Origin of the sequence: Streptacidiphilus sp. P02-A3a (assembly GCF_014084105.1) — a bacterium.
Lineage (GTDB): Bacteria > Actinomycetota > Actinomycetes > Streptomycetales > Streptomycetaceae > Streptacidiphilus.
In genome coordinates this window covers 1,480,118-1,506,577 of sequence record NZ_CP048289.1, presented here as the reverse complement: position 1 = coordinate 1,506,577, position 26,460 = coordinate 1,480,118, and the positions used below count along the sequence as shown (strand labels likewise).

25 protein-coding genes and 1 tRNA gene are annotated in these 26,460 nt (G+C 73.2%); 17 read left to right on the top strand and 9 right to left on the bottom strand.

The features are described 5' to 3' along the window. Positions 1 to 2: 2 nt before the first annotated feature. The 5 genes from GXP74_RS06880 (at position 3) to GXP74_RS06860 (ending at position 6,100) form a co-directional block, all read left to right on the top strand. Complete coding sequence (locus GXP74_RS06880) at positions 3 to 989, top strand: ABC transporter permease (protein ID WP_182450506.1); 987 nt, start codon at positions 3 to 5, stop codon at positions 987 to 989. 3 nt (positions 990 to 992) lie between these two features. Then, on the top strand, positions 993 to 1,952 hold the full coding sequence (locus GXP74_RS06875; RefSeq protein ID WP_182450505.1) for an ABC transporter permease: 960 nt from the start codon (positions 993 to 995) through the stop codon (positions 1,950 to 1,952). Between the two features lie 17 nt (positions 1,953 to 1,969). After that, the gene (locus GXP74_RS06870; protein ID WP_182456220.1) at positions 1,970 to 3,052 is read left to right on the top strand and encodes an ABC transporter ATP-binding protein; all 1,083 of its coding nucleotides are present in this window, start codon (positions 1,970 to 1,972) and stop codon (positions 3,050 to 3,052) included. After that, positions 3,049 to 4,095 (top strand): ABC transporter ATP-binding protein, encoded by a 1,047-nt coding sequence (locus tag GXP74_RS06865; protein WP_225447768.1) that lies wholly within the window; start codon positions 3,049 to 3,051, stop codon positions 4,093 to 4,095. Before GXP74_RS06870 ends, GXP74_RS06865 begins: the two co-directional genes overlap by 4 nt. A gap of 271 nt (positions 4,096 to 4,366) precedes the next feature. Next, entirely contained in the window at positions 4,367 to 6,100 is a 1,734-nt protein-coding gene (locus tag GXP74_RS06860) for an ABC transporter substrate-binding protein (protein ID WP_182450504.1), read from the top strand. Positions 6,101 to 6,109: 9 nt separating this feature from the next. Here the strand turns inward: GXP74_RS06860 and GXP74_RS06855 are convergent, their stop codons facing one another. Further along, positions 6,110 to 6,964, bottom strand: coding sequence for a spermidine synthase (locus GXP74_RS06855; RefSeq protein WP_182450503.1), 855 nt, complete (start codon positions 6,962 to 6,964; stop codon positions 6,110 to 6,112). Between the two features lie 38 nt (positions 6,965 to 7,002). Continuing rightward, a complete protein-coding gene (locus GXP74_RS06850) occupies positions 7,003 to 7,383 on the bottom strand; it encodes a hypothetical protein (protein WP_182450502.1) in 381 nt (126 codons plus the stop codon). Between the two features lie 240 nt (positions 7,384 to 7,623). Here GXP74_RS06850 and GXP74_RS06845 point away from each other — a divergent pair, with 240 nt between their 5' ends. Beyond that, positions 7,624 to 8,964, top strand: a complete 1,341-nt coding sequence (locus GXP74_RS06845) for a tetratricopeptide repeat protein (protein ID WP_182450501.1) — start codon at positions 7,624 to 7,626, stop codon at positions 8,962 to 8,964. Positions 8,965 to 9,059: 95 nt separating this feature from the next. Here GXP74_RS06845 and GXP74_RS06840 read toward each other — a convergent pair whose 3' ends face one another. Continuing rightward, positions 9,060 to 9,698 (bottom strand): histidine phosphatase family protein, encoded by a 639-nt coding sequence (locus tag GXP74_RS06840; RefSeq protein ID WP_182450500.1) that lies wholly within the window; start codon positions 9,696 to 9,698, stop codon positions 9,060 to 9,062. A 147-nt stretch (positions 9,699 to 9,845) separates the two neighbouring features. On the opposite strand from GXP74_RS06840, the gene GXP74_RS06835 reads away from it, so the two are divergent. The 6 genes from GXP74_RS06835 (at position 9,846) to GXP74_RS06810 (ending at position 15,534) form a co-directional block, all read left to right on the top strand. Further along, positions 9,846 to 11,141 carry a hypothetical protein gene (locus GXP74_RS06835; protein WP_182450499.1) on the top strand — a complete coding sequence of 432 codons (1,296 nt, stop codon included), beginning with the start codon at positions 9,846 to 9,848 and terminating at the stop codon, positions 11,139 to 11,141. Next, the gene (locus tag GXP74_RS06830) at positions 11,138 to 12,727 is read left to right on the top strand and encodes a hypothetical protein (protein WP_225447767.1); all 1,590 of its coding nucleotides are present in this window, start codon (positions 11,138 to 11,140) and stop codon (positions 12,725 to 12,727) included. The genes GXP74_RS06835 and GXP74_RS06830 overlap by 4 nt, the downstream gene beginning before the upstream one ends. Next, positions 12,724 to 14,124 (top strand): AAA family ATPase, encoded by a 1,401-nt coding sequence (locus tag GXP74_RS06825; protein WP_225447766.1) that lies wholly within the window; start codon positions 12,724 to 12,726, stop codon positions 14,122 to 14,124. Before GXP74_RS06830 ends, GXP74_RS06825 begins: the two co-directional genes overlap by 4 nt. A 206-nt stretch (positions 14,125 to 14,330) precedes the next feature. Then, complete coding sequence (locus tag GXP74_RS06820) at positions 14,331 to 14,681, top strand: hypothetical protein (protein WP_182450498.1); 351 nt, start codon at positions 14,331 to 14,333, stop codon at positions 14,679 to 14,681. A 121-nt stretch (positions 14,682 to 14,802) separates the two neighbouring features. After that, a complete protein-coding gene (locus GXP74_RS06815) occupies positions 14,803 to 15,405 on the top strand; it encodes a bifunctional DNA primase/polymerase (RefSeq protein WP_182450497.1) in 603 nt (200 codons plus the stop codon). Positions 15,406 to 15,460: 55 nt separating this feature from the next. Then, positions 15,461 to 15,534, top strand: a tRNA-Lys gene (locus GXP74_RS06810). A gap of 131 nt (positions 15,535 to 15,665) precedes the next feature. Here the strand turns inward: GXP74_RS06810 and GXP74_RS06805 are convergent. Then, positions 15,666 to 16,916 carry an MFS transporter gene (locus GXP74_RS06805; RefSeq protein WP_182450496.1) on the bottom strand — a complete coding sequence of 417 codons (1,251 nt, stop codon included), beginning with the start codon at positions 16,914 to 16,916 and terminating at the stop codon, positions 15,666 to 15,668. 357 nt (positions 16,917 to 17,273) lie between these two features. On the opposite strand from GXP74_RS06805, the gene GXP74_RS06800 reads away from it, so the two are divergent. Then, a complete protein-coding gene (locus GXP74_RS06800) occupies positions 17,274 to 17,969 on the top strand; it encodes a TetR/AcrR family transcriptional regulator (RefSeq protein WP_182450495.1) in 696 nt (231 codons plus the stop codon). Here GXP74_RS06800 and GXP74_RS06795 read toward each other — a convergent pair. Together GXP74_RS06795 and GXP74_RS06790 are read right to left on the bottom strand one after the other, a co-directional pair. Beyond that, positions 17,956 to 18,726, bottom strand: coding sequence for an SDR family NAD(P)-dependent oxidoreductase (locus GXP74_RS06795; RefSeq protein WP_182450494.1), 771 nt, complete (start codon positions 18,724 to 18,726; stop codon positions 17,956 to 17,958). The genes GXP74_RS06800 and GXP74_RS06795 overlap by 14 nt on opposite strands. Before the next feature lie 134 nt (positions 18,727 to 18,860). Further along, the gene (locus tag GXP74_RS06790) at positions 18,861 to 19,496 is read right to left on the bottom strand and encodes a ScbR family autoregulator-binding transcription factor (protein ID WP_182450493.1); all 636 of its coding nucleotides are present in this window, start codon (positions 19,494 to 19,496) and stop codon (positions 18,861 to 18,863) included. Positions 19,497 to 19,624: 128 nt separating this feature from the next. On the opposite strand from GXP74_RS06790, the gene GXP74_RS06785 reads away from it, so the two are divergent. The 3 genes from GXP74_RS06785 (at position 19,625) to GXP74_RS40125 (ending at position 22,409) form a co-directional block, all read left to right on the top strand. Beyond that, positions 19,625 to 20,620 carry a ScbA/BarX family gamma-butyrolactone biosynthesis protein gene (locus GXP74_RS06785; RefSeq protein WP_370468387.1) on the top strand — a complete coding sequence of 332 codons (996 nt, stop codon included), beginning with the start codon at positions 19,625 to 19,627 and terminating at the stop codon, positions 20,618 to 20,620. A gap of 98 nt (positions 20,621 to 20,718) precedes the next feature. Continuing rightward, entirely contained in the window at positions 20,719 to 21,639 is a 921-nt protein-coding gene (locus GXP74_RS40130; RefSeq protein WP_225447765.1) for a cytochrome P450, read from the top strand. Beyond that, complete coding sequence (locus GXP74_RS40125) at positions 21,636 to 22,409, top strand: isocitrate lyase/phosphoenolpyruvate mutase family protein (RefSeq protein WP_225447764.1); 774 nt, start codon at positions 21,636 to 21,638, stop codon at positions 22,407 to 22,409. Before GXP74_RS40130 ends, GXP74_RS40125 begins: the two co-directional genes overlap by 4 nt. 7 nt (positions 22,410 to 22,416) lie before the next feature. Here GXP74_RS40125 and GXP74_RS06775 read toward each other — a convergent pair whose 3' ends face one another. From GXP74_RS06775 to GXP74_RS06765, 3 genes are read right to left on the bottom strand one after another with little or no spacing between them, the layout of a single operon-like run. After that, on the bottom strand, positions 22,417 to 22,797 hold the full coding sequence (locus GXP74_RS06775; RefSeq protein WP_182450491.1) for an MmcQ/YjbR family DNA-binding protein: 381 nt from the start codon (positions 22,795 to 22,797) through the stop codon (positions 22,417 to 22,419). A 48-nt stretch (positions 22,798 to 22,845) separates the two neighbouring features. Continuing rightward, complete coding sequence (locus GXP74_RS06770; protein WP_182450490.1) at positions 22,846 to 24,105, bottom strand: lytic transglycosylase domain-containing protein; 1,260 nt, start codon at positions 24,103 to 24,105, stop codon at positions 22,846 to 22,848. After that, complete coding sequence (locus GXP74_RS06765) at positions 24,102 to 24,860, bottom strand: hypothetical protein (protein ID WP_182450489.1); 759 nt, start codon at positions 24,858 to 24,860, stop codon at positions 24,102 to 24,104. Before GXP74_RS06765 ends, GXP74_RS06770 begins: the two co-directional genes overlap by 4 nt. 326 nt (positions 24,861 to 25,186) lie before the next feature. Here GXP74_RS06765 and GXP74_RS06760 point away from each other — a divergent pair, with 326 nt between their 5' ends. Further along, positions 25,187 to 26,437: an MFS transporter gene (locus GXP74_RS06760; protein ID WP_225447763.1), complete on the top strand. Its 1,251-nt coding sequence runs from the start codon at positions 25,187 to 25,189 to the stop codon at positions 26,435 to 26,437. Positions 26,438 to 26,460 lie beyond the last annotated feature (23 nt).

The following is a 26,460-nucleotide window of genomic DNA, read 5'->3' as shown; positions in this document are numbered from 1 at the left end:
CGATGCGTACCATCCTGCGTCGGCTGGGTTTCTACCTCCTAGCCGCCTTCGCCGCACTGACGCTGAACTTCTTCCTGCTCCGGATGCTCCCGGGCAACCCGCTGGCCGCCGCGCTCGCCAAGAGCACCGGCCAGATCACCCCGGCCCAGCTGGAGGGCCTGGAGAAGCTGTACGGCATCGGCACCCACCAGAGCCTGGCCTCCCAGTACCTCACCTACCTGGGGCAGTTGCTGCACGGCAACCTCGGCACCTCCACCGCCAAGAGCGTGCCGGTGACCACCCTCATCGGCACCGACCTGCCGTGGACGCTCGGCCTGGTCAGCGTCGCGACCGCGGTGGCCTTCATCCTCGGGACGCTGATCGGCGTCATGGCCGGCTGGCGGCGCAGCGGCCTGCTGGACGCGCTGCTGCCGGTGAGCACCTTCTTCCAGGCGGTGCCGTACTTCATCCTCTCCTTCCTGCTGCTGCTCTACGTCGGCTACTACGGCGGCCTGTTCCCGATCAGCAACGGCTACGACACCGGCCGCGGCTCGACGGTCACCGAGGGCTGGAACCTCGGCTTCGTCGGCAGCGTCATCGACCACGGCTTCCTGCCCGCCGCCGCGATCGCCCTGGCCTCGATCGCCGGGTGGATCGTCGGGATGCGCAACATGATGATCACCACCATGGACGAGGACTACGTCCTGGTCGCCGCCGCCAAGGGGCTGCCGCAGTGGCGGGTGGCCGCCGTCGCCGCCCGGAACGCGCTGCTGCCCAGCATCTCCAACTTCGCCCTGTCCATCAGCCTGGTGGTCACCGGCTCCATCGTGACCGAGATCGTCTTCTCCTACCCGGGTCTGGGCAGTGAGATCTCCACGGCGATCCAGAACACCGACTACCCGGTGATGCAGGGCATCGTCATCGTCGTCGTGTTCACCGTGCTGGCTGTGAACTTCCTGGCCGACCTGGCCTACGTCGCCCTCGACCCGCGCGCCCGCAAGGAGGCCTGAGCCATGCGGTACCTCCGCTCCACCAAGGTCATCCTCGGCCTCGCCATTCTCGTGCTGTTCGTGCTGATAGCCCTGTTCGGCCCGATGCTCGCGCCGCACTCGGCGCACTGGCAGGCCAGCACCACCGCGGACACCCCGCTGCCGCCGTCCGGCCGGTTCTGGTTCGGCACCGACGTGCAGCAGCACGACCTGTTCTCACAGGTCCTGGCCGGAGGCCGGGACACGCTGCTGATCTCGCTGCTGGCCGGGGTCATCGCCACCGCGCTGTCGGTACTGGTCGGGGTGACCGCCGGGTACCTCGGCGGCATCGTGGACGACCTGCTCTCGGCGCTGACCAACATCTTCCTGGCGCTGCCGGGCCTGCTGATCCTGATGGTGGTGCTCAAGGCCCTGCCGCTGGACCTGACCGGCAACCCGCTCACCATCGGCGCGGTGATCGCGCTCACCGCCTGGGCCTGGGGGGCCAGGGTGCTGCGGGCGCAGACGATGACCCTGCGCAGCCAGGACTACGTCGAGGCGGCCCAGGTGATCGGCGAGCGCAAGCCGCGGATCATCATCTTCGAGATCGTGCCGAACCTGCTGCCGATCCTCGCCTCGTCGTTCATCTTCACGGTGATCTACGGCATCGGCACCTACGCCACCCTGGCCTGGCTGGGCCTGATCGGCGGCAGCACCGTCACCTGGGGCACCATGCTCTACAACGCGCAGGTCGGCGGGGCGCTGATCTCCGGCTGGTGGTGGTGGTTCATCCCGCCCGCGCTGTGCGTGGCCGCCGTCGGCGTCGCCCTGTCGCTGCTCAACTTCGGCATCGACGAGATCATCAACCCCCGGCTCACCTCCGCCCGCGGCACTCGAGGCCACCGGGTCCGGTTCGTCCTGGGCCTCACCCCGGTGGTGCGGACCGCCACCGCCGCCCCCGCCGCTGACCTCTCGCTGGATCTGAAGAAGGAGGTGGCCCAGTGACCGCGACGACCACGGCCATCGGCTCGCCGGTACTGGAGGTCCGCGACCTGTGCGTGGACTACGGGCTCGGGAACAAGGCCGTCCGCGCCATCACCGACGCGAACATCACCCTGCACCGCGGCGAGGTGCTCGGCCTGGCCGGTGAGTCGGGGTCCGGCAAGTCGACCCTGGCCTACGCGCTCACCCGGCTGCTGCGCGCCCCCGGCGTGATCACCGGCGGCGAGGTGCTGTTCCACCCGAACGGCCCGGACGGGACCCCGCAGACCATGGACCTGCTGGCGGCGAGCTCGGCGCAGCTGCGCCGGATCCGCTGGTCGCAGCTGGCGGTGGTGTTCCAGAGCGCCATGCACGCGTTGAACCCGGTCGCCCGGATCGACGCGCAGCTCACCGACTCGCTCAAGGCGCACCGGGCCGAGATGACCCCGGCCCAGCGGCGCGAACGCGCGGTCGAGCTGCTGCGCATGGTCGGCATCAGCGAGGACCGGGTGCGCAGCTACCCGCACGAACTGTCCGGCGGCATGCGGCAGCGGGTGATGATCGCGATGGCACTGGCGTTGGAACCGCAGGTCGTGATCATGGACGAGCCGACCACCGCCCTGGACGTGGTCACCCAGCGGGAGATCATCGAGGAGCTGATGCAGCTCAAGGAGCGCCTCGGCTTCGCGATCATCTTCATCACCCACGACCTGTCGCTGCTGATCGAACTCGCCGACCGGATCGCCATCATGTACGCCGGGCGGATCGTCGAGCAGGCCGACTCGCAGCAGCTGTTCCACGCCCCGCGCCACCCCTACAGCCTGGGACTGCTCAACTCCTTCCCGTCGCTGCACGGTGAGCGGATCCGGATGGAGGGCATCCCCGGGTCGCCGCCGTCGCTGTCGACGCTGCCCACCGGCTGCTCCTTCCACCCCCGCTGCGCCTTCGCGATGGACCGCTGCCGCGAGCGGACTCCGCTGCTGGTCTCCCCGAGCGGGGAGGCCGGGGAGCGCACCGCCGCCTGCTGGTTGCAGGACGGGCAGCAGGACGTCCCCGCGCAGTTGAACCTGACCGCACCGCCGCGCCCCACCGGCGCCCCCCAGTCCGACGGGAGCCTGCTGTGACCACCCTGACCGAAGGCCGCGTGGTGCACGGGCCGAAGCGCGAGGGCGTCCCCGCGCTGGAGGCCCGCAACCTGACCAAGCACTTCCCGGTGCACGGCGGGATCCGCCGGGGCAGCCAGGTCGTCCACGCCGTCGAGGACATCTCGCTGGCGCTGCCCGAGGGCACCGCCACCGCCGTCGTCGGCGAGTCGGGCTCCGGCAAGTCCACCCTGGCCCGGCTGCTGGTCCAGTTGATCACCCCGACCTCGGGCGAACTGCTGCTGGACGGCAAGCCGGTGGGGAGCAGCGGCCGGGAGCGGCGCGCGTACACCAGCCAGGTGCACCTGGTGCTGCAGGACCCGTTCTCCTCGCTCAACTCCGTGCACACGGTGCGCTACCACCTGGAGCGCCCGCTCAAGCTGCACCGCAAGCCGGGCAGCGCCAAGGAGCTGGACGAGCTGGCGAAGTCACTGCTGGAGCGGGTGGCGCTGACCCCGGCCGACCGCTACATCGACAAGTACCCGCACGAGTTGTCCGGCGGCCAGCGGCAGCGGATCGCGATCGCCCGGGGGCTGGCGGTCGAGCCCCGGGTGCTGCTCGCGGACGAGCCGGTGTCCATGCTGGACGTGTCGATCCGGCTGGGTGTGCTCAACCTGCTGGACGAGCTGCGGGAGCGGGAGCGGCTGGCCGTCCTCTACGTCACCCACGACATCGCCTCGGCCCGCTACCTGGCCGACACGGTGGTGGTGATGTACGCCGGGCAGGTGGTCGAGTCGGGACCGGCCATGCAGATCACCGACGCGCCCGCGCACCCCTACACGCAGCTGCTGCTCAGCGCCGCGCCGGACCCGCAGCGTCCGGGCTCGGTGACGCTGCGCGGCCGGGGCGCCCCGCCGAGCCTGGTGAACCCGCCGGCCGGCTGCCGGTTCAACCCCCGCTGCCCCTTCGCCATGGACATCTGCCGGACGACCACTCCCCCGGCCCTGCCGGTCGGCGACGACCAGGTCGCCGCGTGCTGGCTGCACAGCCCGGACCACAAGCCCGAGGCGGCGGTCATTCCCTGAGCACAGCCCGAACACGACGACACCCGAGCACGACGACACCTGAGCACGACGAGCCGAGGAGACCAGATGGGAGACCCCGCCAGAACGGGGCGGCGCCGGGACCCGCCCCCACGACGCAACCCGACCGACGAGCACCGGCCGTCCCCACCCTGACGGGGACGGTCGGGGAGGTCCCGGAGGAGTTGGCGCTCCTCCGGGACACGGGACCGAACCATCAGCAGCACCTAGCGCAGCACCAACGTGACTTTCGGACAACAGGGAGCGTAGAACAATGACTCGCACTACCACCATCAGAGCGATGGCCGTCGTGGCGGCCCTCGGCCTGGGCCTGACCGCGTGCAGCTCCAGCCACAGCTCCAGCAAGGGCGGCTCCAGCAGCGGTTCCAGCGGCAGCTCCGCCACCGGCAAGGCGCTGATCGTCGAGGACAGCGACGCCACCTCGTTCACCGAGGACTTCAACCCGTTCGTGTCCGGCACCGACTTCAGTGGGTCGCAGAACGCCAACTCGCTCGTCTACGAGCCGCTGTTCCAGATCAACAGCCTGAACGCCAACGAGGCGCCGATCCCGTGGCTGGCCAAGAGCCAGACCTGGTCGAACGGCAACCGGACGCTCACCCTGGACCTGCAGTCCGGCGCCAAGTGGAGCGACGGGCAGGCGTTCACCGCGGCGGACGTGGTCTTCACCTTCAACCTGATGAAGCAGTACCCGGCGGCCAACGCCGGCGCTCCGATCGTCACCAGCGCCAGCCAGACCGACGCCACCACCGCGGTGCTGAACTTCGCCACCCCGCAGGCCGCCAACCAGGTCGCCATCGACCAGCAGCTGATCGTTCCGCAGCACATCTGGTCCAGCCTCGGCGACCCGACCAAGGCCGTGATCACCAAGGCCCAGGCCATCGGCACCGGCCCGTTCCTGGTGGACCAGTTCTCCTCGCAGAAGGTCAGCTACAAGGTCAACCCGAACTACTGGGGCACCAAGCCGACCGTCCCGGAGATCCAGTTCCCGGCCATCGCCACCAACGACGCCGCCCAGCTGCAGCTGAGCGAGGGCCAGATCGACCTGACCGGCAACAACATCCCGAACGTGCAGAACGTGTTCGTGGCGAAGGACCCGCAGCACAACCACCTGTTCCAGACCACCGCGCCGTACTACCCGGCGACGAACACGGTCTCGCTCTGGTTCAACCAGAAGAGCGCGTCGGCCCCGGCGCTGACCGACCCCAAGGTCCGCCAGGCGGTCAGCGCCGCGGTCGACCGGACCACCCTCGCCAGCCAGTGCGAGACCAACTACGAGGCGCCCGCGACCAGCTCCGGCGGCCTGATCGCGTCGGTCAGCTCGGCGCTCATCCCCAGCACACTGACCGGCGACCTGAAGTCCACCAGCGACTCGGCCCAGGTCACCACGCTGCTCTCGGGCGACGGCTACAAGCTGACCGGCGGCAAGTGGACCAAGAACGGCCAGACCATCAAGTTCTCCGTGCTGGACCCGCAGGACTACAACGACTACTACTGCGACGCCGGTGACATCGTCTCCGAGCTGAACGGGCTCGGCTTCGACACCACCCAGGTCACCGGGGTGCAGAGCACCGCCTGGGCGCAGGACGTGGCCACCGGCAAGTTCGACGCCACGGTCCACTGGAGCACCGGCGCCACGCCGTTCCAGCAGTTGCAGAACGAGCTGGACTTCAGCCAGACCGCCCCGGTCGGGCAGTCCGCGACGGTGGACTTCGAGCGCTACAGCAGCCCGGCCGCGCAGCAGGCGCTGACCAAGTACGAGGGCGAGGACCCGACCGACTCGGCCGCGCTGCAGGCCGACCTCACCGCGCTGCAGAACATCGTCTCCACCGAGGTCCCGGCCGCCCCGCTGCTGTACGGAGCGGGCTGGTACCAGTACAACGACGCCGACTACACCGGCTGGCCGGACTCGGCCCACCCGTACATGAACCCGAACCCCAACAGCCAGGCCTACGAGTACATCATCCTGCAGCTGAAGCCGACCAGCTGACGCGGCCGGTCACTGGAAAGCTCCCGGCGGGGGCGCGGGTGAGGGTCCCGCGTCCGCGTCGGTGACGGGAACGGCCCCTGCCTGGAAGTCCACCAGGCGGGGGCCGTTCTCCATCCGCCCCGGGAACGGGTCACCGGCGGTCCGCCGGGTCAGCTCGTCCAGCGGCAGCGGCTGCCGCGCGGCCACCAGCACCAGGTTGCCGAAGCGGCGGCCGCGCAGCACGGTCGGGTCGGCGATCAGCGCGACCTCGGCGAAGACCGCCCGCAGCGTCGCCACCTGCCCGCGGGCGAAGGCGAGTTGGCCGCCGTCGGTGATGTTGACGGCGTAGCGGCCGTCCGGGCGCAGGGCGCGGGCGACCAGCTCGGCGAACTCCAGCGAGGTGCAGTGCGCCGGGATCCGCGCCCCGCTGAAGATGTCGGCCACCACCAGGTCCGCCGCGCCCTCCGGGCTGCGGGCCAGGATGTCGCGGGCGTCGCCGCCGCGCACCCGCAGCTGCCAGTTCCGGTCCAGCGGCAGCTCCCGGCGGACGAGTTCGGTGAGCGCGGTGTCGATCTCGGCGACCTGCTGCCGCGAGCGGGGACGGCTCGCGGCCAGGTAGCGGGCCAGCGTCAGCGCGCCGCCGCCCAGGTGCAGCGCGGTGACCGGCTTGCCGGGGGCGGCGGCCAGGTCCACCAGGTGCCCGAGGCGGCGCTGGTACTCGAAGGAGAGGTGGGTGGGGTCCGCCAGGTCGACGTGGGACTGCGGCGCGCCGTCGAGCAGCAGCGTCCAGGCGTCGGCGCGGTCGCGGTCGGGGACGATCTCGGCCAGGCCGGAACCGACCCGCTCGCTGATTCGCCCGTTGCTGCCCTGCTGCTTGCGTGCCACACCCCCGAGTATGCCGGTGCGGAGAACGGAGGGGCTGGTCAGGGCCCGTCCGAGCCGCTGGCGGCCAAGGTGCGGGCGGCCTCGCCGAGGGCCGCGCGGAGCAGCGCGGGGTCGGTGAGCGCGCGCTCGGGTGAGGGCGGCAGCAGCCAGTTCCGGTCGCTGTCCGGCGGCGGCGCCTGGGTACAGGCGTGGCCGGGCAGGTGCCAGGCGTCGGCGGCGCCGACCGGGACCAGGAAGGAGAGCGTGGCGTCGGCGTCCTCGTGCAGGACCGGGCCGCAGCCGCCGCGCAGCCGCAGGATGTCCACCGTCTCCAGGCCCTGCCGCTCGGGCACGGTCACCAGGTCGCAGGACGGTGCGGCCGGGGCACCGCCGCCGAAGGGGCCGCCGCTGGGCGGACCGCTGTGCACACCGTTGTGCATGGAAGCCTCCTCAACCGTGCGTCTCACGTGCGTCCGCCGGTATGCGGATCGACGTTTCTGCTGAGGACAACGTGCCATCGGGGCCGGAGGCCACGGGTGGGACGCCTGGCAGGTCATGGCATTTCATAGCAGATCACCGATGCAATGTCCGCTTTGTCCGGAAACTGAGCGTGTTCGATTTATTACCGAGAGTACTGTCGTGCCCGCACCACAGAGACCCGTCAGACAGGGGGCAGCCCCATGAGCAACACCCTTGACCGCTCTGCCAACCAGTTGATGCGCGCACTGCGCGGGGACCTCTCCCCCGGCGAGTTCGCCGCCTCCGTCCGCCGCGCCGCCCGCGAGATCGGCGAGCACGTCTCCTGCGACGCGCGCTACGTCGGCCGGATCGAATCGGGGGAGATCAGGTGCCCCAACTACGCCTATGAGCGGGTCTTCCGCCACATGTTCCCCGGTTCCTCCTTGCAGGAGCTCGGTTTCGCCCCCCGCCGCGAGGTGCGGCACCCGGAGCGCCGCCGTCCACCGGGCGGGGAGCCCCCGCGCCCCGGCGCCCCGTTCGAGATCCACGAGGAGAACGACGACGTGCACCGACGCACGTTCCTGGCCGGTGGGCCGGTGGCCGTGACCACCGCCCTCGGCCTGGACCACCCGGCCGCCGCCGAGGTCCCGCTGGGCACCAGGGTCGGCGCCGCGGACGCCCACCGGGTCGAGGCCGCCGTCCGGGACATCCGGCTGCTGGACGACGCCCACGGCGCCGACGCGCTGTTCGACCGCGCCGGGCAGGCGCTGCGCCGGGCGTACCAGCTGCTCAACTGCGGCAGCTACAGCGCGCAGGTGGAGCAGCGGCTCCAGGCCGCCGCCGGCGAGCTGGCCATCTCGGTCGGCTGGCTGGCCCACGACTCGGGCCGACTGGTCGAGGCGCGGTCCTTCTACGCGGAGGCGCTGGCCACCGCGCGGATGGCGAACGACGCCCCGCTGGAGGCCCACTCCTTCTGCAACAGCGCCTTCCTGGCCCGCGACGCGGGTCGGCCGCGCGAGGCGGTGCGGGCGGCCCAGGCGGCCCGGCAGGCCGCCGACGGCCTGGGCTCCGCCCGACTGCGCTCGCTGCTGGCCATGCGCGAGGCCGGGGGGTGGGCACTGCTCCAGGACCGGAGCGCCTGCGAGCGGTCGATCGGAACGGCCCGGCAGCACTTCGAGGCCGGCCCCAGCGACGCCGACCCCGAGTGGATGTCCTTCTACGGCGAGGCCGAACTGCTGGGGCTGGAATCCCAGTGCTGGTCGGCGCTGAGCGTCTGGGATCTGGCCACCGACCGCGCCCGCCGGGCCATAGCCCTGCAGCAGCCCCACTTCGTCCGCAACCGCGCCCTGTACACCGCCGAGCTGGCCCACGACCAGCTCGGCCGGGGCGAGCTGGCGGCCGCCGCGGAGAGCGGCTGCCAGGTGGTCTCGCTCTTCGGTGAGGTGCGGTCGACCCGGATCCGCGACATGGTCGCGGGCACCGTCAGTCGGCTGCGCCCGCACCAGTCGGTACCGGAGGTGGCCGAGTTCGTGCAGCGCTACGACGCGGCGCTGGCCGGTTGAGGCGCGGAGTCCGGCGGCCCTGCCCGCTGTCCCGGCGGCGGCGCGGCCGGGGGCGGCCGGGCGGCAGGTGGTGCCGCTGTCGGCCGCCGGGGGCGTCAGCCGAGGTGTGAGCCGTCGTTCCAGAGGGCCACGGCCCGCTCGCCGTACTCCCAGGTGAGCACCGACAGGGTGGCCGGGCCCAGGGTCAGCCGCTGGCCGTACTCGGCCGGGAGTCCGCGCCAGCGGGCGGTGAGGATGCGCAGCAGGTGCCCGTGCGCGAAGACCACGATGGTGTTGTCGGCGGTGTGCATGGTGGTGGTGTCCGGATCGGGCACCCCGCCGAACTCCGCGGTCCAGCCGATGAAGCGGTCGACCCGGGCGGAGACCTCGGCCAGGGCCTCTCCGCCGGGGACTCCGTCGCGCCAGATCAGCCAGCCCGGCTGGTCGGTGGCCCGGATGTCCGGTCCGGTCCGCCCCTCGTACTGCCCGTAGTCCCATTCCAGCAGGTCGTCGCAGGCCACGGCCCGGTCGCCGAAGCCGGCGAGTTCGCAGGTCTCGGCCGCCCGCTGGAGCGGGCTGGTGCGCACCTGGGCATCCGGCAGCCCGCCCCAGGGCTCGCGCTTGAGCCGGTCGCCGAGGCGGCGGGCCATCTCCCGGCCCTCCTCGGAGAGCGGCACGTCGGTCCGGCCGGTGTGTCGGCCGGTGGCGGACCACGCGGTCTCGCCGTGCCGGACCAGCAGAATCCGCGAGGGCATGGACGACTCCTTCGGTACGGGTCAGCGGTCGTGCGGCTCGTTTTGGTGGCCCGACCTGCACCACCATGATCCCCGATCCGTGGCCGGGTCTTCACCCAGCCGCTTCCGCCCCGATTGTCAGTGCCGGATGCAAGACTGGCCAGCACCATGGATCACGTTGAATCCGGGGAGCGCCGCACCCCGATAGAGCAGCGCCTGGCCGCCCTGCGCGGCGACGCGCCGCAGCGCAGTCTCGACGCCCGCGCCCTGGCCGCCCTGGCTGCCAACCCCGGCTGCCGCCGCCGCGCCGTGCTGGACGCCGCCGGGGTGGACAAGACCTCGCTGGCCGCCCGGCTGGGGACCCCGGCCCCCTTCGGCCAGTCCCCGTTCGCGATCGCCCGCGGGCTGCGCTTCGAGAAGCGCGTCAAGTCCGACGGGTACGTCGAGTTGCTGGAGCTGCTGCGGCGCCACCTGGTGCTGGCGCCCCCGTACGGCGCCGACGACGACTGCCCGGTGGAGCTCGCCGAACTGGTCACGGACCCGAGGCTGCCCGCGCAGCGGATCGCCTCCACCCGGGCCGCGCTGGCCCGGGCGGCGGACCGCCCGGGGGTGTGGACGCTGCTCGACCACCCGCTGCTGCGGCTGGAGGTCGCCGGTTCCGCGGTGCTGCTGGAGCCGGACCTGGTCGTGGTGCGGCCGGACGGGCGCTGGACGGTGGTGGAGATCAAGTCCTTCCCGATCCTGGACGGCAGCGCCGATCCGGCGAAGACCGGGGCCGCGGCCCGGCAGGCGGCGGTGTACGTGCTGGCGCTGCGCGCGACCGCCGCCGACCTGGCCGGGGAGAAACCCTCGGATGATCCCTACGACCCGTACGCGCGGCCCGAGGGTCTGGTCGGCGCGCCCGCCGACACCGTGCTGCTGGTCTGCCCGAAGGACTTCTCCAACCGGGCGGCGGCCGCCGCGGTCGACGTCCGCAAGCCGATGGCGGTGACCCGGCGCCAGCTCGACCGGCTGACCCGGATCGAGCAACTGCTCGACGCACTGCCGACCGGCACCAGCTTCGACCTCGACCCGGCTCGCGACGGCGGCGAACTCAGCGGCGCCGTCGACTCGTTGGACGCCGCCTACGCACCGGACTGCCTGGCCGCCTGCGAGCTGGCCTTCCACTGCCGGGACGAGGCCCGCCGGGCCGGGGCGGTGACGGTGCTGGGTCGCGGCGTGCGCGGCGAGCTGGGCGGTCTGTGCACCGTGTCGGCGGCACTGGCGGCGGCCGCCCCCGGCGGCGGCTCGGAGCTCGCCGACCTCTCCGACCCGTCCGACCTGGACCACTCATCCGACCCGTCCGACCCGTCCGACCCGTCCGACCTGGACGAGGCGGCGGCCCGGCTGGCCCGCGCCGCGGCGTTGCGCGCCGAGGCCCTGCTGCTCGGCCGCGCCGCGGTCGGGGCGGGCGGCGCCGGATGAGCCTGCTGACCACCCTGGCCCGGTTGGAGGCCGTGCGCAGCGGCCACGCCGAGCCGCTGGCCACCGTCCGGCACCGGCATCTCGCCGAGCGTCCGATGCTGGTGGTGCCACTGGCCGCGGCCGGTGAGACCGGCGCCCCGCTGGCGGTGCTGCTCGGCCGCGACCGGGAGCGGCCGAGGCTGCTGACCGTCCCGCAGCCGCTGGACCGGGAACGGCGTTTCGCCTTCCTGGCCGACCTCGCCGACGAGCTGCTGCCCTATCTGGAGTCCTTCGGCGACGCGGTCGAGGTGCTGACCAGGGAGACCAAGGACGCCGAGACCGGCGAGAAGACGGAGACCAGCCGGGAGCTCTGCCTGGACGCCCCGCAGCTGATCGTGCCCAACCGGGGCGGAGTGGAACTGCTGGGGCTGCTCGGCCGCTCCACCCGGTTCCGGCGCACGGCGGAGGACCCGGATCCGGGCCCCTACCCGGCGCCCGCGCGGGTCCCGCTGCTCGGACGCTGGCTGACGCACGTCCGGGACCGCTCCCAGGTGCCCGGCTCCTCGCTGCTGCTGGCGATGACCGACCTGCTCGGGCGCCACTGGGCGACCGGGCAGAGCACGCTGGAGGACCAGCACCTCGGCGCACTGCTGGCCTGGATCGACCCGCCCGCCGGGCTGTCCGGCGCCGAGGCCGCGCTGCGCGCCGAGACCGAACGCGACGAGCGGGGCCAGCTGCGCTGCCCACCGGCCGGTCCGACCACCGACCCGCAGTTCGACAGCGGCCTGCTGGCCCCGGCGATCGCCCGCTACGACGCGGCCCGGCAACTGGCCGAACCGGGCCGGGAACAGCTGCCGGCCCGCGAACACGACATCGACGCCCTGCTCGAAGCCGTGCTGACGCCGGTCTGGGAGCAGCTGTGGCACGGCCTGGAGCTGCTGCGGCGACTGCCTCCGGCGGCCCACCTCGCCGAGCGCTGGACCAGTGACCGCTGGTCCTACACCGCGCACCGGGACCGGCTGGCGGCGGGCGAGCCGCCGCAGCCGGTCCGGGACGACGCGGTCACCGCCGCCCGCAAGCTGGCGCAGCGCGAGCGCGAGCAGACCACGGTGGGGGTGCAGGAGGCGCTGGACGACCCGCTCGCCATGGCCGAGCACCGGCTGGCCGGGGAGGCGCTGGCGGGGGTGGTCACCGAGGTCGAACTCGCCTATGACACCAGTGGGAAGACGCCCAGGCCGAGGCCGCTGGTGACGGTCCGCACCGCCGACCGGCCGCATGCCGAACCGGGCACGGAACTGCACCGCGCGGGCGGCCCGGCCAGCCAGCGGGCGGAGCTGGTGGACGTCGGCGCGCACCGGGGCAGGGTCACGGTGCGGCTGCTGAGCGGCATGGGGCGGCGGAAGGAGCCCGCGCCCGGGAGCGTTCCCGAGGTCGGCGAGCAGGTCTGCTTCACGCTGTTCGAGTTGACGGCCCGCCAGTCCGCGCCGCTGCCGGAGCCCGAGGACACGCCCTGGACCCACGGCGGCCCCCCGGAGCCGCGCGCGTCCGCGACGCCCACCCCGGCGGACCCGTCCGCGAACCCGTACGAGGAAGGGACCGATCGTTGACCCCGCTGTCCCCCGTCCCGTCCCCGCCCGGCGGGCCGGGTGCCGAGGCCGATCGGGCCGTCACCGCGATCCTGGAGGCCACCCTGCGCGGCCGTGAGCGCGGCACGGTGGTGGACTCGCCGCCCGGGGCGGGCAAGTCCACGCTGGTGGTCCGCGCCGCCCGGGAGCTGGTCGGCGCCGGTGAGCGGCTGATGATCGTCGCGCAGACCAACAGCCAGGTGGACGACCTGGTGGACCGGCTGGCCACAGCCGATCCCGAGCTCACCGTCGGACGGCTGCACGGCAGCGACGCGGCGCCGGATCCGACCGCGCTGCGGCACCCCAACGTGCTCCCCTCGGCCAAGGTCGCCGACCTGCTCGGGCAGTCGGTGGTGGTGTCCACCGCCGCCAAGTGGCAGTGGGTCAAGGGGGTCGAGCCGTGGCGGCACGCCATCGTGGACGAGGCGTACCAGATGCGCTCGGACGCGCTGCTCGCCGTCGCCCGACTGTTCGAGCGGGCGTTGTTCGTCGGCGATCCCGGGCAGCTCGACCCGTTCAGCATCGTGGGCACCGAGCAGTGGGCGGGGCTCAGCTACGACCCGTCCAGCAGCGCCGTGGTGACGCTGCTCGCGCACAACCCGCGGATCGTGCCGCACCGGCTGCCGGTCTCCTGGCGGCTGCCGGCCTCCGCCGCGCCGCTGATCTCCGCCGCCTTCTACCCGTACGCGCCGTTCCGCGCCGGGACCGGCCCGGGCGACCGGCTGCTGCGGCTGGGCTCCGCCGGGGACGGCACGGCCGTCGACCGGGTGATCGACATCGCCGCCGAGTCCGGCTGGGGACTGCTGGAGCTCCCGGCCAGGCACACCGTGCGCACCGACCCCGAGGCGGTGCGGGCGGTCGCCCAGGTCGTCCGGCGACTGCTGGACCGGCGCGGCAGCTGCACCTCCGAGCGGGGCGAGAGCGCGCTGACCGCCGACCGGATCGCCGTCGGCACGGCGCACCGCGACCAGGCCGCCGCCGTCCGCACCGCGCTGACCGGCCTCGGCGTGCCGGTGGGCGGGGCCGAGGGGGTGACCGTGGACACCGCGAACCGGCTGCAGGGGCGGGAGTACGACGTCACCGTGGTGCTGCACCCGCTCTCCGGACGTCCGGACGCGACCGCGTTCCACCTGGAGACCGGACGCCTGTGCGTGCTCGCCTCCCGGCACCGGCACGCCTGTATCGTGGTCGCCCGGGCCGGGATCACCGAACTGCTGGACGAACATCCGTCGACCGAACCGCTGCAACTCGGAGTGACGGTGAAGTTCCCGGACGGCTGGGAGGCCAACCACGCGGTACTCGCCCACCTCGCCGAACACCGGGCCTCCGCACACCGGGCCTCCGCACGCCGGGCCTCCGCACGCCGGGCGAGCAGCTAGCGGTCGCCCGCGCGAGCGGGGCGCGCACGCGGGCCGCGCGCTCTCATTGCCCGGGCTCGGGAATACCGGCAGCATGCTGCCCTGTTCCGTACCTGGCGGCCTGCCCCGACAATGGAATGTGGCTGGTCCGCCGGGTGCGCCCGGCGCGCGGGCCGCCCGGGCTCCACTCATCGCCCCTGACTCGCGACACGCATGGAGGTGCTCAGATGTCCGACTCCCCCGCCGACCGCTTGCCGCAGCGGAGGCTTCGGCCCGCCCCGCTGCTCTTCGAGCCCGGCCCGACGGAGCCGGAGGAGGAGCACTTCTTCGACCTGGAGTCGATCGACGACCCCCGCGAACTGCTGCGCCGCTCCACCGAACTGGCCGTGGCCTTCCGCGCCGCCGCCGAGCGGGCGGCCGAGTACCAGGCCATCGCCGCCGCGGAGCTCGCCGACACCAGGCACTTCGACAGCCTCACCTTCGAGGAGATCGCGGCCCGCGCGGACTGGACGCCGGACTACGCGGCCAAGATGGTCGAGCACGGCCAGGGCCTGCTGCGGCAGCAGCGGCACGTCTGACCAGCGCAAGGCATTTCTGGCATATGCCTGCGGAGGATACGCCGCCGCTCCGGACGTGTCAGCCGTTCCCTATTTCCCACCCTCGGTCCCCGCTACCGCCGGTAGCTGTAGAGGGGTGGACATGTGGACGCATCAGTCGATCGAGTACGTCACCGTCGCCGGGGAAGCCTGGCTGGCCTCCGCGAGCGAGTATCCGCGCAGCATGCGCGCCCTGTGGGAGTCGCAGCCCTGGGCGCCCACGGTGCTGCCCTGCGGACGCGCCTTCGATGTCGTGAACCTGCCGGGCCTGTTCGGCAAGCAGGTGCTCGACGAGCTGTGGGAGTCGGGCCCCGGCTGCGGTCCGGTCGCCACCCACCGGGGGCGGATCCTGGTCTTCACCGAGACCGGTACCGCCGCCCGGCTGCGCACCCTGCTGGTGTGGGAGGAGTGGGCCCGCGAGGTGCCGCCGCTGCTCTGCCACGGCCGGGGCGACGCGATCACCGTGCCGCCGGTCCGGCGCATGGTGGACGCCCCCGAGGGCCCCAACCGCTGGATCGTGGCCCCGGACTCCCGCCAGCCGTGGCTCCCCGGCGCCTCCGTGCTGCTCTGGGCCTGCGTCCGCGCGGCCCGCGGCCACAGCCCGTCCCCGACCGGCACCGTTCCCCGCCCCACCCAGCGGACAGCCCCGCTCCCGCCGGCCGCGGACCACCTCCGACTGCTGGACGCGGACCTGCCCTGGGCCTAGGTCAACCGATTCGGCATCCGGCCGCTTCGTCATGTAGTGTTCTGCACGTCAGCAAGCGCCGCTAGCTCAGTTGGTTAGAGCAGCTGACTCTTAATCAGCGGGTCCGGGGTTCGAGTCCCTGGCGGCGCACAGCAGATGGTAGTTCGGTCCGGGCCCCCTTCCTTCTGGGAGGGGGCCCGGACTGTTTTCGTCCTGCCGGGCCGACTGGGCGCAGGGCCCTCCGGTGGGGACGGCCAGGGGCGGCCCGGCCGTCCGGCTGGTCAGCCCAGGCGGGTGGCGCGGAGGCGTGGGGTGACCGCGACGATCACGGTGGCGGCGAAGGCCAGGCAGCCGAAGACCGCCATCGTCCCGGGCAGGCCGAGGGCCGCGGCCAGCAGGCCGAAGAGCAGGTTGGCCAGTGGCGCGGAGGCGTAGACGACCAGCGACAGCACGGTCATCACCCGGGCCCGGAACGCACCCGGGGTCAGTCGCTGGGTCAGCGACACCAGGATCACCCCCGACTGCCCGGTGACCAGCCCGAGTACCGCGTACAGCGCCAGCACCGGGCCGAGCGAGTGCAGCAGTCCCGCGCCGAGCAGGCAGCCACCGGCCACCGCGGTGTCGATGATCAGCGCCGGACCGCCGCGCCGCAGCGGTGGCAGCGCCAGGGCCAGACCGGAGCTGGCGACCGCGCCCAGCGTGTACGCGGTGAGCAGCAGCCCCGCGCCGCCCGCGCCGGAGTGCAGTCGGTGCGACAGCAGCACCAGTCCGAGGTTCACCGGCGCCGCGCAGGCCACCTCGGTCAGCGCGATCAGCAGCACCGCCAGCAGCACCCCGCGCTCGAACCGCAGATAGCACAGGCCCTGTGCCAACTGCGCCCCGAATCGCGGGCGTTCGGTCACGGCCACGGACGGGGGCTGCCGCCGGTAGCGGACCCGCCAGGACGCGGCGGCGGAGCAGGCGTAGCCGACGGCGTCCACCAGGGCCACCAGGGCGACTCCGCCGACACCCATCAGCCAGGCGCCGAGGGGTCCGCCCACGGCCTGCCCCCCGCGCAGGCCGAGGATGTACAGCGCGTTGCCGCGCACCTGGTCCTGATCGTCCAGCAGCAGCGGTTTGACCGCGCCGGAGGCCGGGATGAAGAAGGCGCTGAGCAGGGCCACCAGCACGGCCGCGACGAACAGCAGCGGTACCGAGGGCGAGGTCAGCGTGATCATGCCCGCCGCCGCCAGCATCACCAGACAGCGCAGCAGGTCGGAGACCACCATCACCCGGCGCGGCCCCCGCCGGGCGGCCAGCAGGCCGCCACCGAGCAGCGCCACCATCCGCGGCAGCGAGGCCAGCGCGAGCAGGGAACCCTCCACCGCCGGGCTGACGTTGCGGGCGAGGGTCCAGGTGAGCGCGATGTACCAGGAGGCGTCGCCGAGCGCGGCGAGGCCCATCGACCCGGTGAATCCCAGGTAGTTGATCCCGATCCCGGTCTGCCGCAGGCGCGGCTCGGCTACGCGTACGGGTGTCTGAGCTTCGGTCATGACACTGAACTCCGCTGCCTTCCCGGGAGTTGGACGCCGCACGGCAGGCTCCGCGCGGACGCTGTTCGGCGGCCTCTCCCCCCGGCCCGGCCCTGTCCCGCGGACGCTCGGAGCAGGCCACCGGAGCGGGCTGCGACGGCGGACCGGGCGGGGGCGACGGGCATGGCCACGGGTCTCCTCAGTGGCGAGGGGGTGTGGAGAGATGGCGCAACAATACCGCGACGGAGGTATGTTTCAACCCCCTTGTGGCATCTATAGACCATGCGGTACCAGAAGTCGCCGAATCCGCGATCTCGGTGCCATGAAAAAGACTTCCTGGTATGTTCTTGCCGGTGCGTGATCCGAGGGAGCGGCAGCATGAAACAGGAACGGGCACGGCGCACGCGTGAGCAGGTGCTCGACGCGGCGGCGGCGGAGTTCGCCGCGCGCGGCTTCGCGCAGACCCGGTTGGAAGCCGTGGTGGCCCACACCGGAATGTCCAAGGGGGCGCTCTACGGCCACTTCCGCTCCAAGGAGGAGCTGGCCCGCGCCCTGCTCAGCTACGCCGAGCAGGCATGGAACGCGTTACTCGCCAAGGCCGACCGGACCAGCCAGGCCCCCTTGGCCGCCCTGGAACAGCTCACCGTCGGACTGGCCGAGCAGCTGCGGTCGGATGTCCGGATCAGGGCGGCGCTGCGGCTGGCCGCGGAACTGCCGCCGGACGAGCGCTTCGGCGGCGTGCCGCTCGGGCCGATCCCCGGGCGGATGGTCCAACTCGCCGCCCAGGCACAGTCGGCGCGGGTGATCCTGCCGATCTACTCGCCCGCAGCGGTGGTTCAACTGCTGCTCACCACCGTGCTGGGGACGCAGTCGCTGACCACCCTCCGACTGGACTCCGAACTCCCCTGTCAGATAGAGGAGTTGTGGCAGCTGCTGAGTCTGGCCGCGACCGGCGGCCGAGGTCAGCCGGAGTCCGACAGCCCGGTCGACCACGGGGTCGAGGCCGCCTGGGACGCGCCGGGCGACAAGGAGGCCGCGGCGCCGCACACGGCCGTCGGCGTCACAGAGTGGTGAATCCCCCGTCCACCGCCAGCACCGCGCCGGTGACGAACGAGGACTGCTCGCTGCACAGCCAGAGCGCCGACCGGGCGATCTCCACCGGCAGCGCGGTCCGCGGTTGGATGGAGACCGCGTGCAACTGCTGCTCGACCTCCGGATTGGCGGTGAACCAGGCGTCGATCAGCTCGGTCCGGGTGGTGCCGGGGGCGATGGCGTTGACCCGGATCCCCTGGGCCCCGTACTCGGCCGCCGCCGCCTTGGTGAGGCCGATGATCGCGTGCTTGGCGGTCACGTAGGGAGCGGCGACCGGGGTGGCCACCAGGCCGCCGACGCTACTGGTGTTGACGATCGCGCCCGCCCCGGCCGCGAGCATCGCCGGGATCTCCTTGCGCAGGCAGTTCCAGACGCCGCGCACGTTGACGTCCATGATCTCGTCGTAGACGGAGTCGTCCAGCAGATGGAGGGGGGTACGCCCGATGCCGTACCCGGCGTTGTTGAAGGCGACGTCCAGCCGACCGTAGGTCCGCACGGCGGTGTCCACCGCCCGCCCCACCTCGTCGGGCCGGGTCACGTCGGCGGCCACCGCCACGGCCTCGTGTCCGGCCGCCCGGATCTCCTCCGCCAGCTCCTTCAGTTGGCGTTCGCGGCGGGCCAGCAGCACCACCGCCGCGCCCTCGGCCGCGAACAGGCGCGCGGCCGCGGCGCCTATCCCGCTGCTTGCGCCGGTGATCAGCGCGATCTTTCCGTCCAACAAGCCTGGTCTGGATGTCATGGCGGCAAGGAAAGCAGCCATTGGCCCTGTTGGGAAGAGGCGTCCGACAGCACGCCGCCGCCCGCCGCCCGGGACGGAGCCGCTGCTGGGAGCCCACTGGGGGCGGTTGGTCGGCAGTCCGCCGGCCGACCCGCCTAGTCCGCCTCCGGGTCCACCGCCCACACCTTGGGCGAGCCACCGGGGGCGAACCGCGCCAGCCGCGAGGCGGGAACCAGGCCGGGCAGCAGGACCTGCCACATCAGGGTGACCCTGGCCTCCAGATCGGACCGGTTGGCGAAGAGCTGGGAAAGGGTCTGGACTCCGAGGAAGGAGCCGACGACCAGCTCGGAGACCGGCGTCGGGTCCAACTCCGGTCGGAAGTCCCCCGCTTGCTGCGCCTGGGCCATGAGCTCGGCCAACCGCTTGGCCCAGGCGCGATGTGACTCACCGTCAGGTCCGACGTAGGTGTGTTCCAGCACCAGTCGGGTGCTCGCCCGGATCCGCACATCCTGCAGCAGCGCCTTGGCGAAGCCGTGCGACAGGTCGATCACGGCCTGCATCGGCGGTCCGCTGACATCCACCTCGCCGAACCAGGTGGCCTCCTCGGCGACCACAGCCGCGGCCAACTCCTCCTTGGAGGAGAAATGGAAGTACAGCGCACCCTTGGTCAGCCCGGCCCGGTTGTGGATCTCGGTCAGCGTGGCCAGCGCGAAGCCCCGCTCGTCGAAGACTTCAGCCGCCGCCATCAGGAGCTTGCGTCGGCTCTCCTCCGCGCGCTGCTGCCTCGCCACCTGTTTCCTCCGCATATCCATTGAAAAAAAACCGACCCGAAGGTATTCTAATCACCCATGGGTGAGCCAGAGGGTACCCCCTGGCCCGCTCGCCCCACGGCTGTTCACCGTGAATCTGGAGGTATGAGATGTCGGGCGTCACCCCTGGCATACCGGTGCCGCGCACGTCGGACCTGGTCCCGGCCGCTGGTCCCGCCTCCGGCAACCAACCCCGACTCGGTTCCACGCCGCGCGAGTCGGCGATGTTCACGGCAGCCGGACCACATACGGAGAGCATAGTTCCGCGACAGCTGGTGCATCGGGAGGCGGCCTCCCAGGTGCTGCTGACCGGCTGGCAGCGGGAGTCCGCGGACGCCTTCTCGCTGCGGGCCCGACTGCCACGGGCGCACAGCTTCTACGCCGACACCGACGGCAGGCACGACCCGCTGCTGCTGGCCGAGACCGTCCGACAGGCCGGACTGCTGGTCTCCCACGCCGAGTTCGACGTGCCCTTCGGCTACCAGTTCATGATGCACAGCCTCAGCGTGGAGTGCGATCCCGACGGCCTGCGGCCCGACGCCGACCCCACCGACCTGCTGCTCCAGCTGACCTGCCACGACCTGCGGCGGCGGGGCGCCCGGCTGGCCGGGATGGCCTACCACGTGCACCTCTACCGCGACGGTTCGCCGATCGGCATCGGCAAGGCCTCCTTCGACTGCCTCTCCCCCGCCGCGTACGCCCGACTGCGCGACCGCCCGCACCGCCCGGCCCACCCGCTCGCGCCGCCGCTGGCTCCGGCCCTGGTCGGCCGCGACCGGCCGGGGGACGTGGTGCTGTCGCCGACCGCCGACACGCACGTCTGGGAACTGCGGGTGGACCAGAGCCATCCGGTGCTCTTCGACCACGCCGTCGACCACGTCCCCGGCATGCTGCTGGTGGAGGCCATGCGCCAGGCCGCCTGGTACAACGGCCGACCGGGGCGGCTGGAACTGCGCTCGTTCCAGAGCGACTTCCACCGGTACGCGGAGTTCGACCGGCCGTGCCTGGTCCACTGCGCGGACGGCACCGGGCCGGGATCGGTGCGGGTGACCGTGACCCAGGACGGCGCCCTGATCGCCGAGGGCCAGGTGTCCGGCCGCCCCTGAACGCGGCCATCGGTCCACCCGGGGGCGCCGGTTGGCGGAGTGCCGGGCAATGGCGCGTTTCGGGGCGCGCCGAAGCTTCGAGCACATAGCGTTGGGACATGACAACCACCCCGACCGGCAGCATGCCCGGCACCTCTCCCGGCTCCGGCGCGGCACACGAGTTCAGCGGCTACCCGGAGGTACGCGCCGCGCTCGCCGACCCGCGCCTCGTCCCCCCGCCCGCCGAGACCGGTCCGCCCGGGACCACGGACTGGCTGCGTGCGACCGTCTCGCGCTTCGCCAGCGGCGCGGCGCACGCCCGGCGCCGGGCGCTGACCGAGGCCGAGGTGGCCCTGCTCGACCCGGCGGCGCTGCGGGTGGCGGCGGAGCGCGCGGCCGCCGCCGACGACGGCCGGGAGACCCGGCTGGTGGTGGTCGGCACCCTGGCCGAGGCCCTGGGCCTGGCCGATCCCGAGGCCGTGGCGGACGCCGTGGCCACCGTCGCCGGGGCCTACTTCGGCGGCGCCGCCCCGGAGACACTGGCCGCCTCGGACGCGGCCGTGGCCTGGCTGGCGCCGCGGATGCTGCCCGGCGGCGGCTCCGAAGAGGACCCGGAGCAGGCCCGGGGGCAGCGGTGGGAGGAGCGCGTGGCCGGCCGGATCGGGCTGCTGATCCAGGCCTGCGACGCCACCGCCGCCCTGGTCGACCACGCCCGGCAGGCGGGCTGTCCGGCAGCGGGCCCGGACCTGCCCGCCGCGCTCGACCGGCTGGTGACCGAGACCATGCGGGTGAACCCGCCGCTGCGGACCATGCGCCGGGTCGCCGCCCGGGCCACCGAGGTCGCGGGCTGCCCCATCGCCGAGGGCGACCTGGTGCTGCTGGACGTGGTCGGCGCGACCGCGGCGCCGGAGGCCGCAGGCGAACTGCTGACCTTCGGTGCCCCGCCCCGGGCCTGCCCCGGGCAGGCGCAGGCGCTGGCCCTGGCCGCCGGGATCCTCGCCGGCCGCGCCGCGGCGGCCGACGGGCAGGCGTCCGAGTGACCCCCTTCGCCGCGCTGCACCACCAGGACGCGCCGCTGCTGCTGCCCAACGCCTGGGACCACGCCTCGGCGGCGGCGCTGGCGGCGCGGGGGTTCGCCGCCATCGGCACCACCAGCCTCGGGGTGGCCGCCGCCGGGCTGGCGGACGGCGCCGGGACGAGCCGCGCCGAGACGCTGCTCCTGGCCCGGCGGCTCGGCCGCGGCGCGTTCCTGCTGTCGGTGGACGCCGAGGGCGGTTTCAGCGACGACCCGGCGGCGGTGGCCGAGCTGGCCGGGGAACTGGCCGCCGCCGGGGCGGTGGGCGTCAACCTGGAGGACGGGCGCGCCGACGGCACGCTGACCCCGGCCGCCCTGCACGCCGCGAAGATCGCCGCGGTGAAGGCCGCCGTACCTGACCTGTTCGTCAACGCCCGGACGGACACCCACTGGCTGGGTGTCCCGGATCCGGTCGAGGAGACCGCGCAACGACTGACGCTCTATCAGCAGGCCGGTGCGGACGGGGTTTTCGTGCCCGGTCTGACCGAGGAGGAGGGGATCGCGGCACTGGCGGGATCGGTCCGGGTGCCGCTCAACATCCTCTACTCACCGACCGGTCCGACCCTGTCCCGGCTCGGTGAGCTGGGGGTACGCCGGGTCAGCCTGGGCTCATTGCTCTTCCGCAGCGCGCTGGAGGCGGCGGTCAGGACCGCCGTCGACGTCCGGGAGAACCGGACGCCGACCGGTCGGCCCCCGAGCTACGCGGAGGTGCAGCGACTCACCGGGTCGGACTGACGCTCCGTCATTTCTCCTCGCGCTGACGGTTCCCGGGCCAGTCGAGGAGCAGCCGCTGGGCGCGCGGGAGCTTCGCGGCGATGAGGTCGTAGGAGTCCTCGATCAGTTCCAGGACCAGTTCGTCCGGTACCGATCCGTCGAGCCGCACGGTGTTCCAGTGGCGCTTGTTGAGGTGCCAGCCGCCGGTGATCGCCGGGTGCGCGGCACGCAGCCGCAGCGCCAGCTCCGGATCGCACTTCAGGCTGACGCCGAGCTCCTCGGCGTCCAGGGTGGTGAGGGCGAAGATCTTGCCGCCGACCTTGAACACCGAGGTCTCGGCGTTGAAGGGGAAGGTCTCCTCGGCTCCGTTCAGGGCCAGGCAGGCGGCTTTGAGTGCGTCGGGTGTCATGGGGAGAGTCTGCCCGGCGGGTGACCCGCCGGGTGTCGGCGGCGGGCGTCAGCGGGTGTGCCACTTGTCCGGGACGGTGGGACCGGCCGGTGGTGTCGGGTGCGGAGCGTGGGCGGGGAGCGAGGGCCCGGGCGTCGGCGGGGGCGTGGGGGCGGGCCGCAGCGGCGGCTGCGGGCCCGGCCCGGGCGTGGGCGGCGGCGTGGGGGCGGGCGGTCCCGTCGGTGCGGGCTGGGGCGTCGGTGTCGGTGTGGGCGTCGGTGTCTGTGTCGGTGTCGGTGTCGGTGTGGGCGTCGGCGTGGGCGTAGGCGTCGGGGACGGCGTCGGCGTCGGCGTCGGCCGGGGGTGCGGATGCGGTTGCGGGGGCGGCCAGTTCTGCGCCGGGGCGGCCTGACGGTAGTACTCGGCCCAGGCCCGCACCGCCGCGACATAGTTCTCGTCGTCGTTGTAGGACAGCACCGCGCTGTTGTACTGCGCGCGCACGGCCAGGTCGCGGCCGTTCGCGCAGAGGTAGCGGGCGGCGGTGAGCGAGGCGTCGTAGACGTTCTGCGGGTCGGCCCGGCCGTCGCCGTTGCCGTCGGCGCCCCACTCCGCCCAGGTGGCGGGCATGAACTGCATCGGTCCGACCGCGCGGTCCCAGCGCGAGTCGCCGTCCAGCCGTCCGCGGTCGGTGTCGCGGACCGCCATGTAGCCGTTGCGGCCGTTGAGCATGGGTCCGTAGATCGGCGGGTAGGCGGTGCCGTCGGACCGGACGCTGCCCTCGTTCGCCTGCGAGGACTCGATCTCGCCGATCCCGGCGAGCATCGGCCAGTCCAGGTGGCAGTCGGGCCGGGAGCGGCGCTCCCGGGCCTCGGCGGCCAGGTAGGACAGGTAGACGGTGTGCGGCAGCCGGGGGATGCCGCTCAGCGGCGGCATCGGCAGATTGGCGGGCGCGTAGGAGGCCCGGGAGGCGTCCAGCCCTGCCTCGATGTCCACCGCGTCCCCGTCCGGGACCATCCCGGCGCCGTCCGGCGGGACGAAGACCGTGCCGACACCGGTCACCGACAGCGGCTCCGCCCCGAACGCGGGTACCTCCTCCCGGGTCGCGCCGGGCGCCGCCGGAATCGGCTGCTTGGCCTCGAACAGGCCTTTCAGATAGGAGATCTGAGGATGTTTCAGAATCACGGCATCGACGGACACCGGCCCGGGGGCGACGGCGGCGGCGCCCACCGCGGCCGAAGGGCCGACCCCGAGCAGCGCCGCCAGCAGCGCTCCGGCCGCTCCGGCCAGGACGATCCGGCCGGTGGCGACCGGGTGTTGGGGCCCGCTCATCCGCGCGGTAGCGGTCGGCGACGGTGCAGGAAGACGACAGCCAGCGCGGTGCCGAGCGAGAGCGCCGCCGCGCCCAGCAGTCGCCGGGAGGACGGCGGCTTCCCGATCCTGCCGTCGGTGCCGGTGACCGCCGCGCGGGCCCTGGCGTCCATCGAGGAGGCGGCGGAGTTCGCGGAGATGCTGTCCCCGGCCGGTCCGGTGGCCCGCCGGGTCGCGGACGGCAGCAGCGCGGCGCCCTTGGGGGCGATCACCGCGAGATCGGGCTGACCGTCCGTCATGATCCGGATCCTGCCCGGGCTGAGGAGCGCCGGGAGGGCGCGCGGTGCGGGCAGGTTGAGTTGCACCACCTGCTCCACCGGCGCGCCGAGGATGCGGCCGACCAGGGTGAGCACGAGCGGCTTGGCGAAGGTCCCGCCGATCGGGTCCCCGGCGAGCGTGTACGCCTTCAGGCCGACGGCGGCGATCGTCCGCTGCGCGGTGAGGCCCTTGGCGGCGAGCAGCCTGTCCACTCCGTCCGCCGACGCCGTGGTGATCCGGACGTCGGTCGGGCCGCGCAGCGCGTCCGGCGGCACCTCCAGGGTGATCCGCCCGCCCGGGACCCGCGCCGTGACGCTGCCGCCGTCCGCGCCGAGGACGCGGTGGGCGACCGTCAGCGCACTCAGCCCGCCCCCGGCCAGGACCGCGGCCTGCGCCGAGGACGCGCACAGGATCAGCACCGCTGCGACGACTGCGGCGGTTCCACTGGATCTGGACATCTGATGGACAGTCCTTTCGGATCAGAGGACACAGGACACAGGACGGACACGGAACACCGGGCGGAGACGGGGGCGCTAGACCGACGATGCACGCGCGCTCGGCTTTCGGGCCCCTCTGCCGACCGGAACCGCAGCGGAACCGTCCGAATGTCGTATTGATGCACCGCTCGGATCACTCGGACGGCCCACCGGTGGCCCCGCGGCCAACCGGTCGTGCCGGAGGTCTGGCGCCGCACCTGGACGCTCCCTACCATGAGCGCAGCCAAAACATGAGTAGTACTCATTTTATTGGGCCGACACCGCTCACCCCGCCCCGAGGAGCAGCAGTGGCGCACGTCACCGACGACAGCGTTCCCGAGACCGTGCCCCTGGCGGAGCCGACCGCGAGCCCGGTGAGCGCCCGCTGGCTCAGGAGTTTCGTACTCGCCAACTTCGGTATGCAGATCGCCCTGCAGACCCCGAGCACCTTCCTGATCCCGCAGCAGATCGCCGCGATCGACCCGCACGGCAAGGTCACCGCCTACGCCTGGGCCAGCGCTCTGGGAGCGGTCGCCGGACTGGTCGCCGCGCCGCTGGCGGGGGCGCTGTCGGACCGCACCAGCAGCGCCCTCGGCCGGCGGCGGCCGTGGATGCTGGGCGGGGTGGCCGCGTCCCTGGTGGTACTGGTCGGGATGGGGCTGGCGGACAGCGTGTGGGCGGTGGCGCTGGGCGCGCTGGCGCTCTCGGTGGCCATGTGCGCGCTCGGCGCGGGGCTGAACACCGTCGTCCCGGACCAGGTCCCGGTGGCGGACCGGGGCCGGGTGCTGGGCTGGGCGTCGGTGCCGCAGGCGGCGGGGCTGGCGCTCGGTGGCGCGCTGGTCGCGGTGGCCCCGGGGAACCTGGCCGGATACCTGGTACTGGCGGCGACGCTGCTGCTGGTACTGCCCTTCGCCCGGACCACGCCGGACCGGCCGCTGCCGCCGCAGCTGCGGCGGGGCCTGTCCTGGTCGCTGCTGCTGGACGGCTGGCGGATCAGCCCCCGGCGCACCCCCGACTTCGCCTGGGCGCTGGCGACCCGCTTCATCATGTTCCTCGGCTACGGCCTGGGCACGCTGTACATCCCGTACTTCCTCAGCGACGTGGTGCACCGCTCGGGCGACCTGCTGCTGGTGGTGGCGGTCAACGCGGGCGCGGTGGTGGCGGTCGCGGTGGTCAGCGGGCGGATCTCGGACCGGCTGGGCAGGCGGCGCGCGCTGGTGTCGCTGGGGTCGGTGGCGATGGCGGTGCCCGCGCTGATGCTGGCGGCCTGGCCGACCTGGACGATGACGCTGGTGAGTTCGGTGCTGCTGGGCGTGGGCTTCGGGATCTACGTCGGCGTCGACCTGGCCCTGGTCACCCAGGTGCTGCCGACGGAGACGGACTCGGCCCGGGACCTGGCCGTGGCCGGGCAGATGGGCACGCTCCCGTACGTGCTGGTGCCGGTGCTGGCGGCACTGATCATCCACAACCTGGGCGGCTACAGCGGCCTGTACCTCGCCTCGGCGCTCAGCTCGCTGCTGGGCGCGGTACTGGTCTGGCGGATCCGGTCGGTGCGCTGAGGCATCCCGGGAGCCGCCCGGCG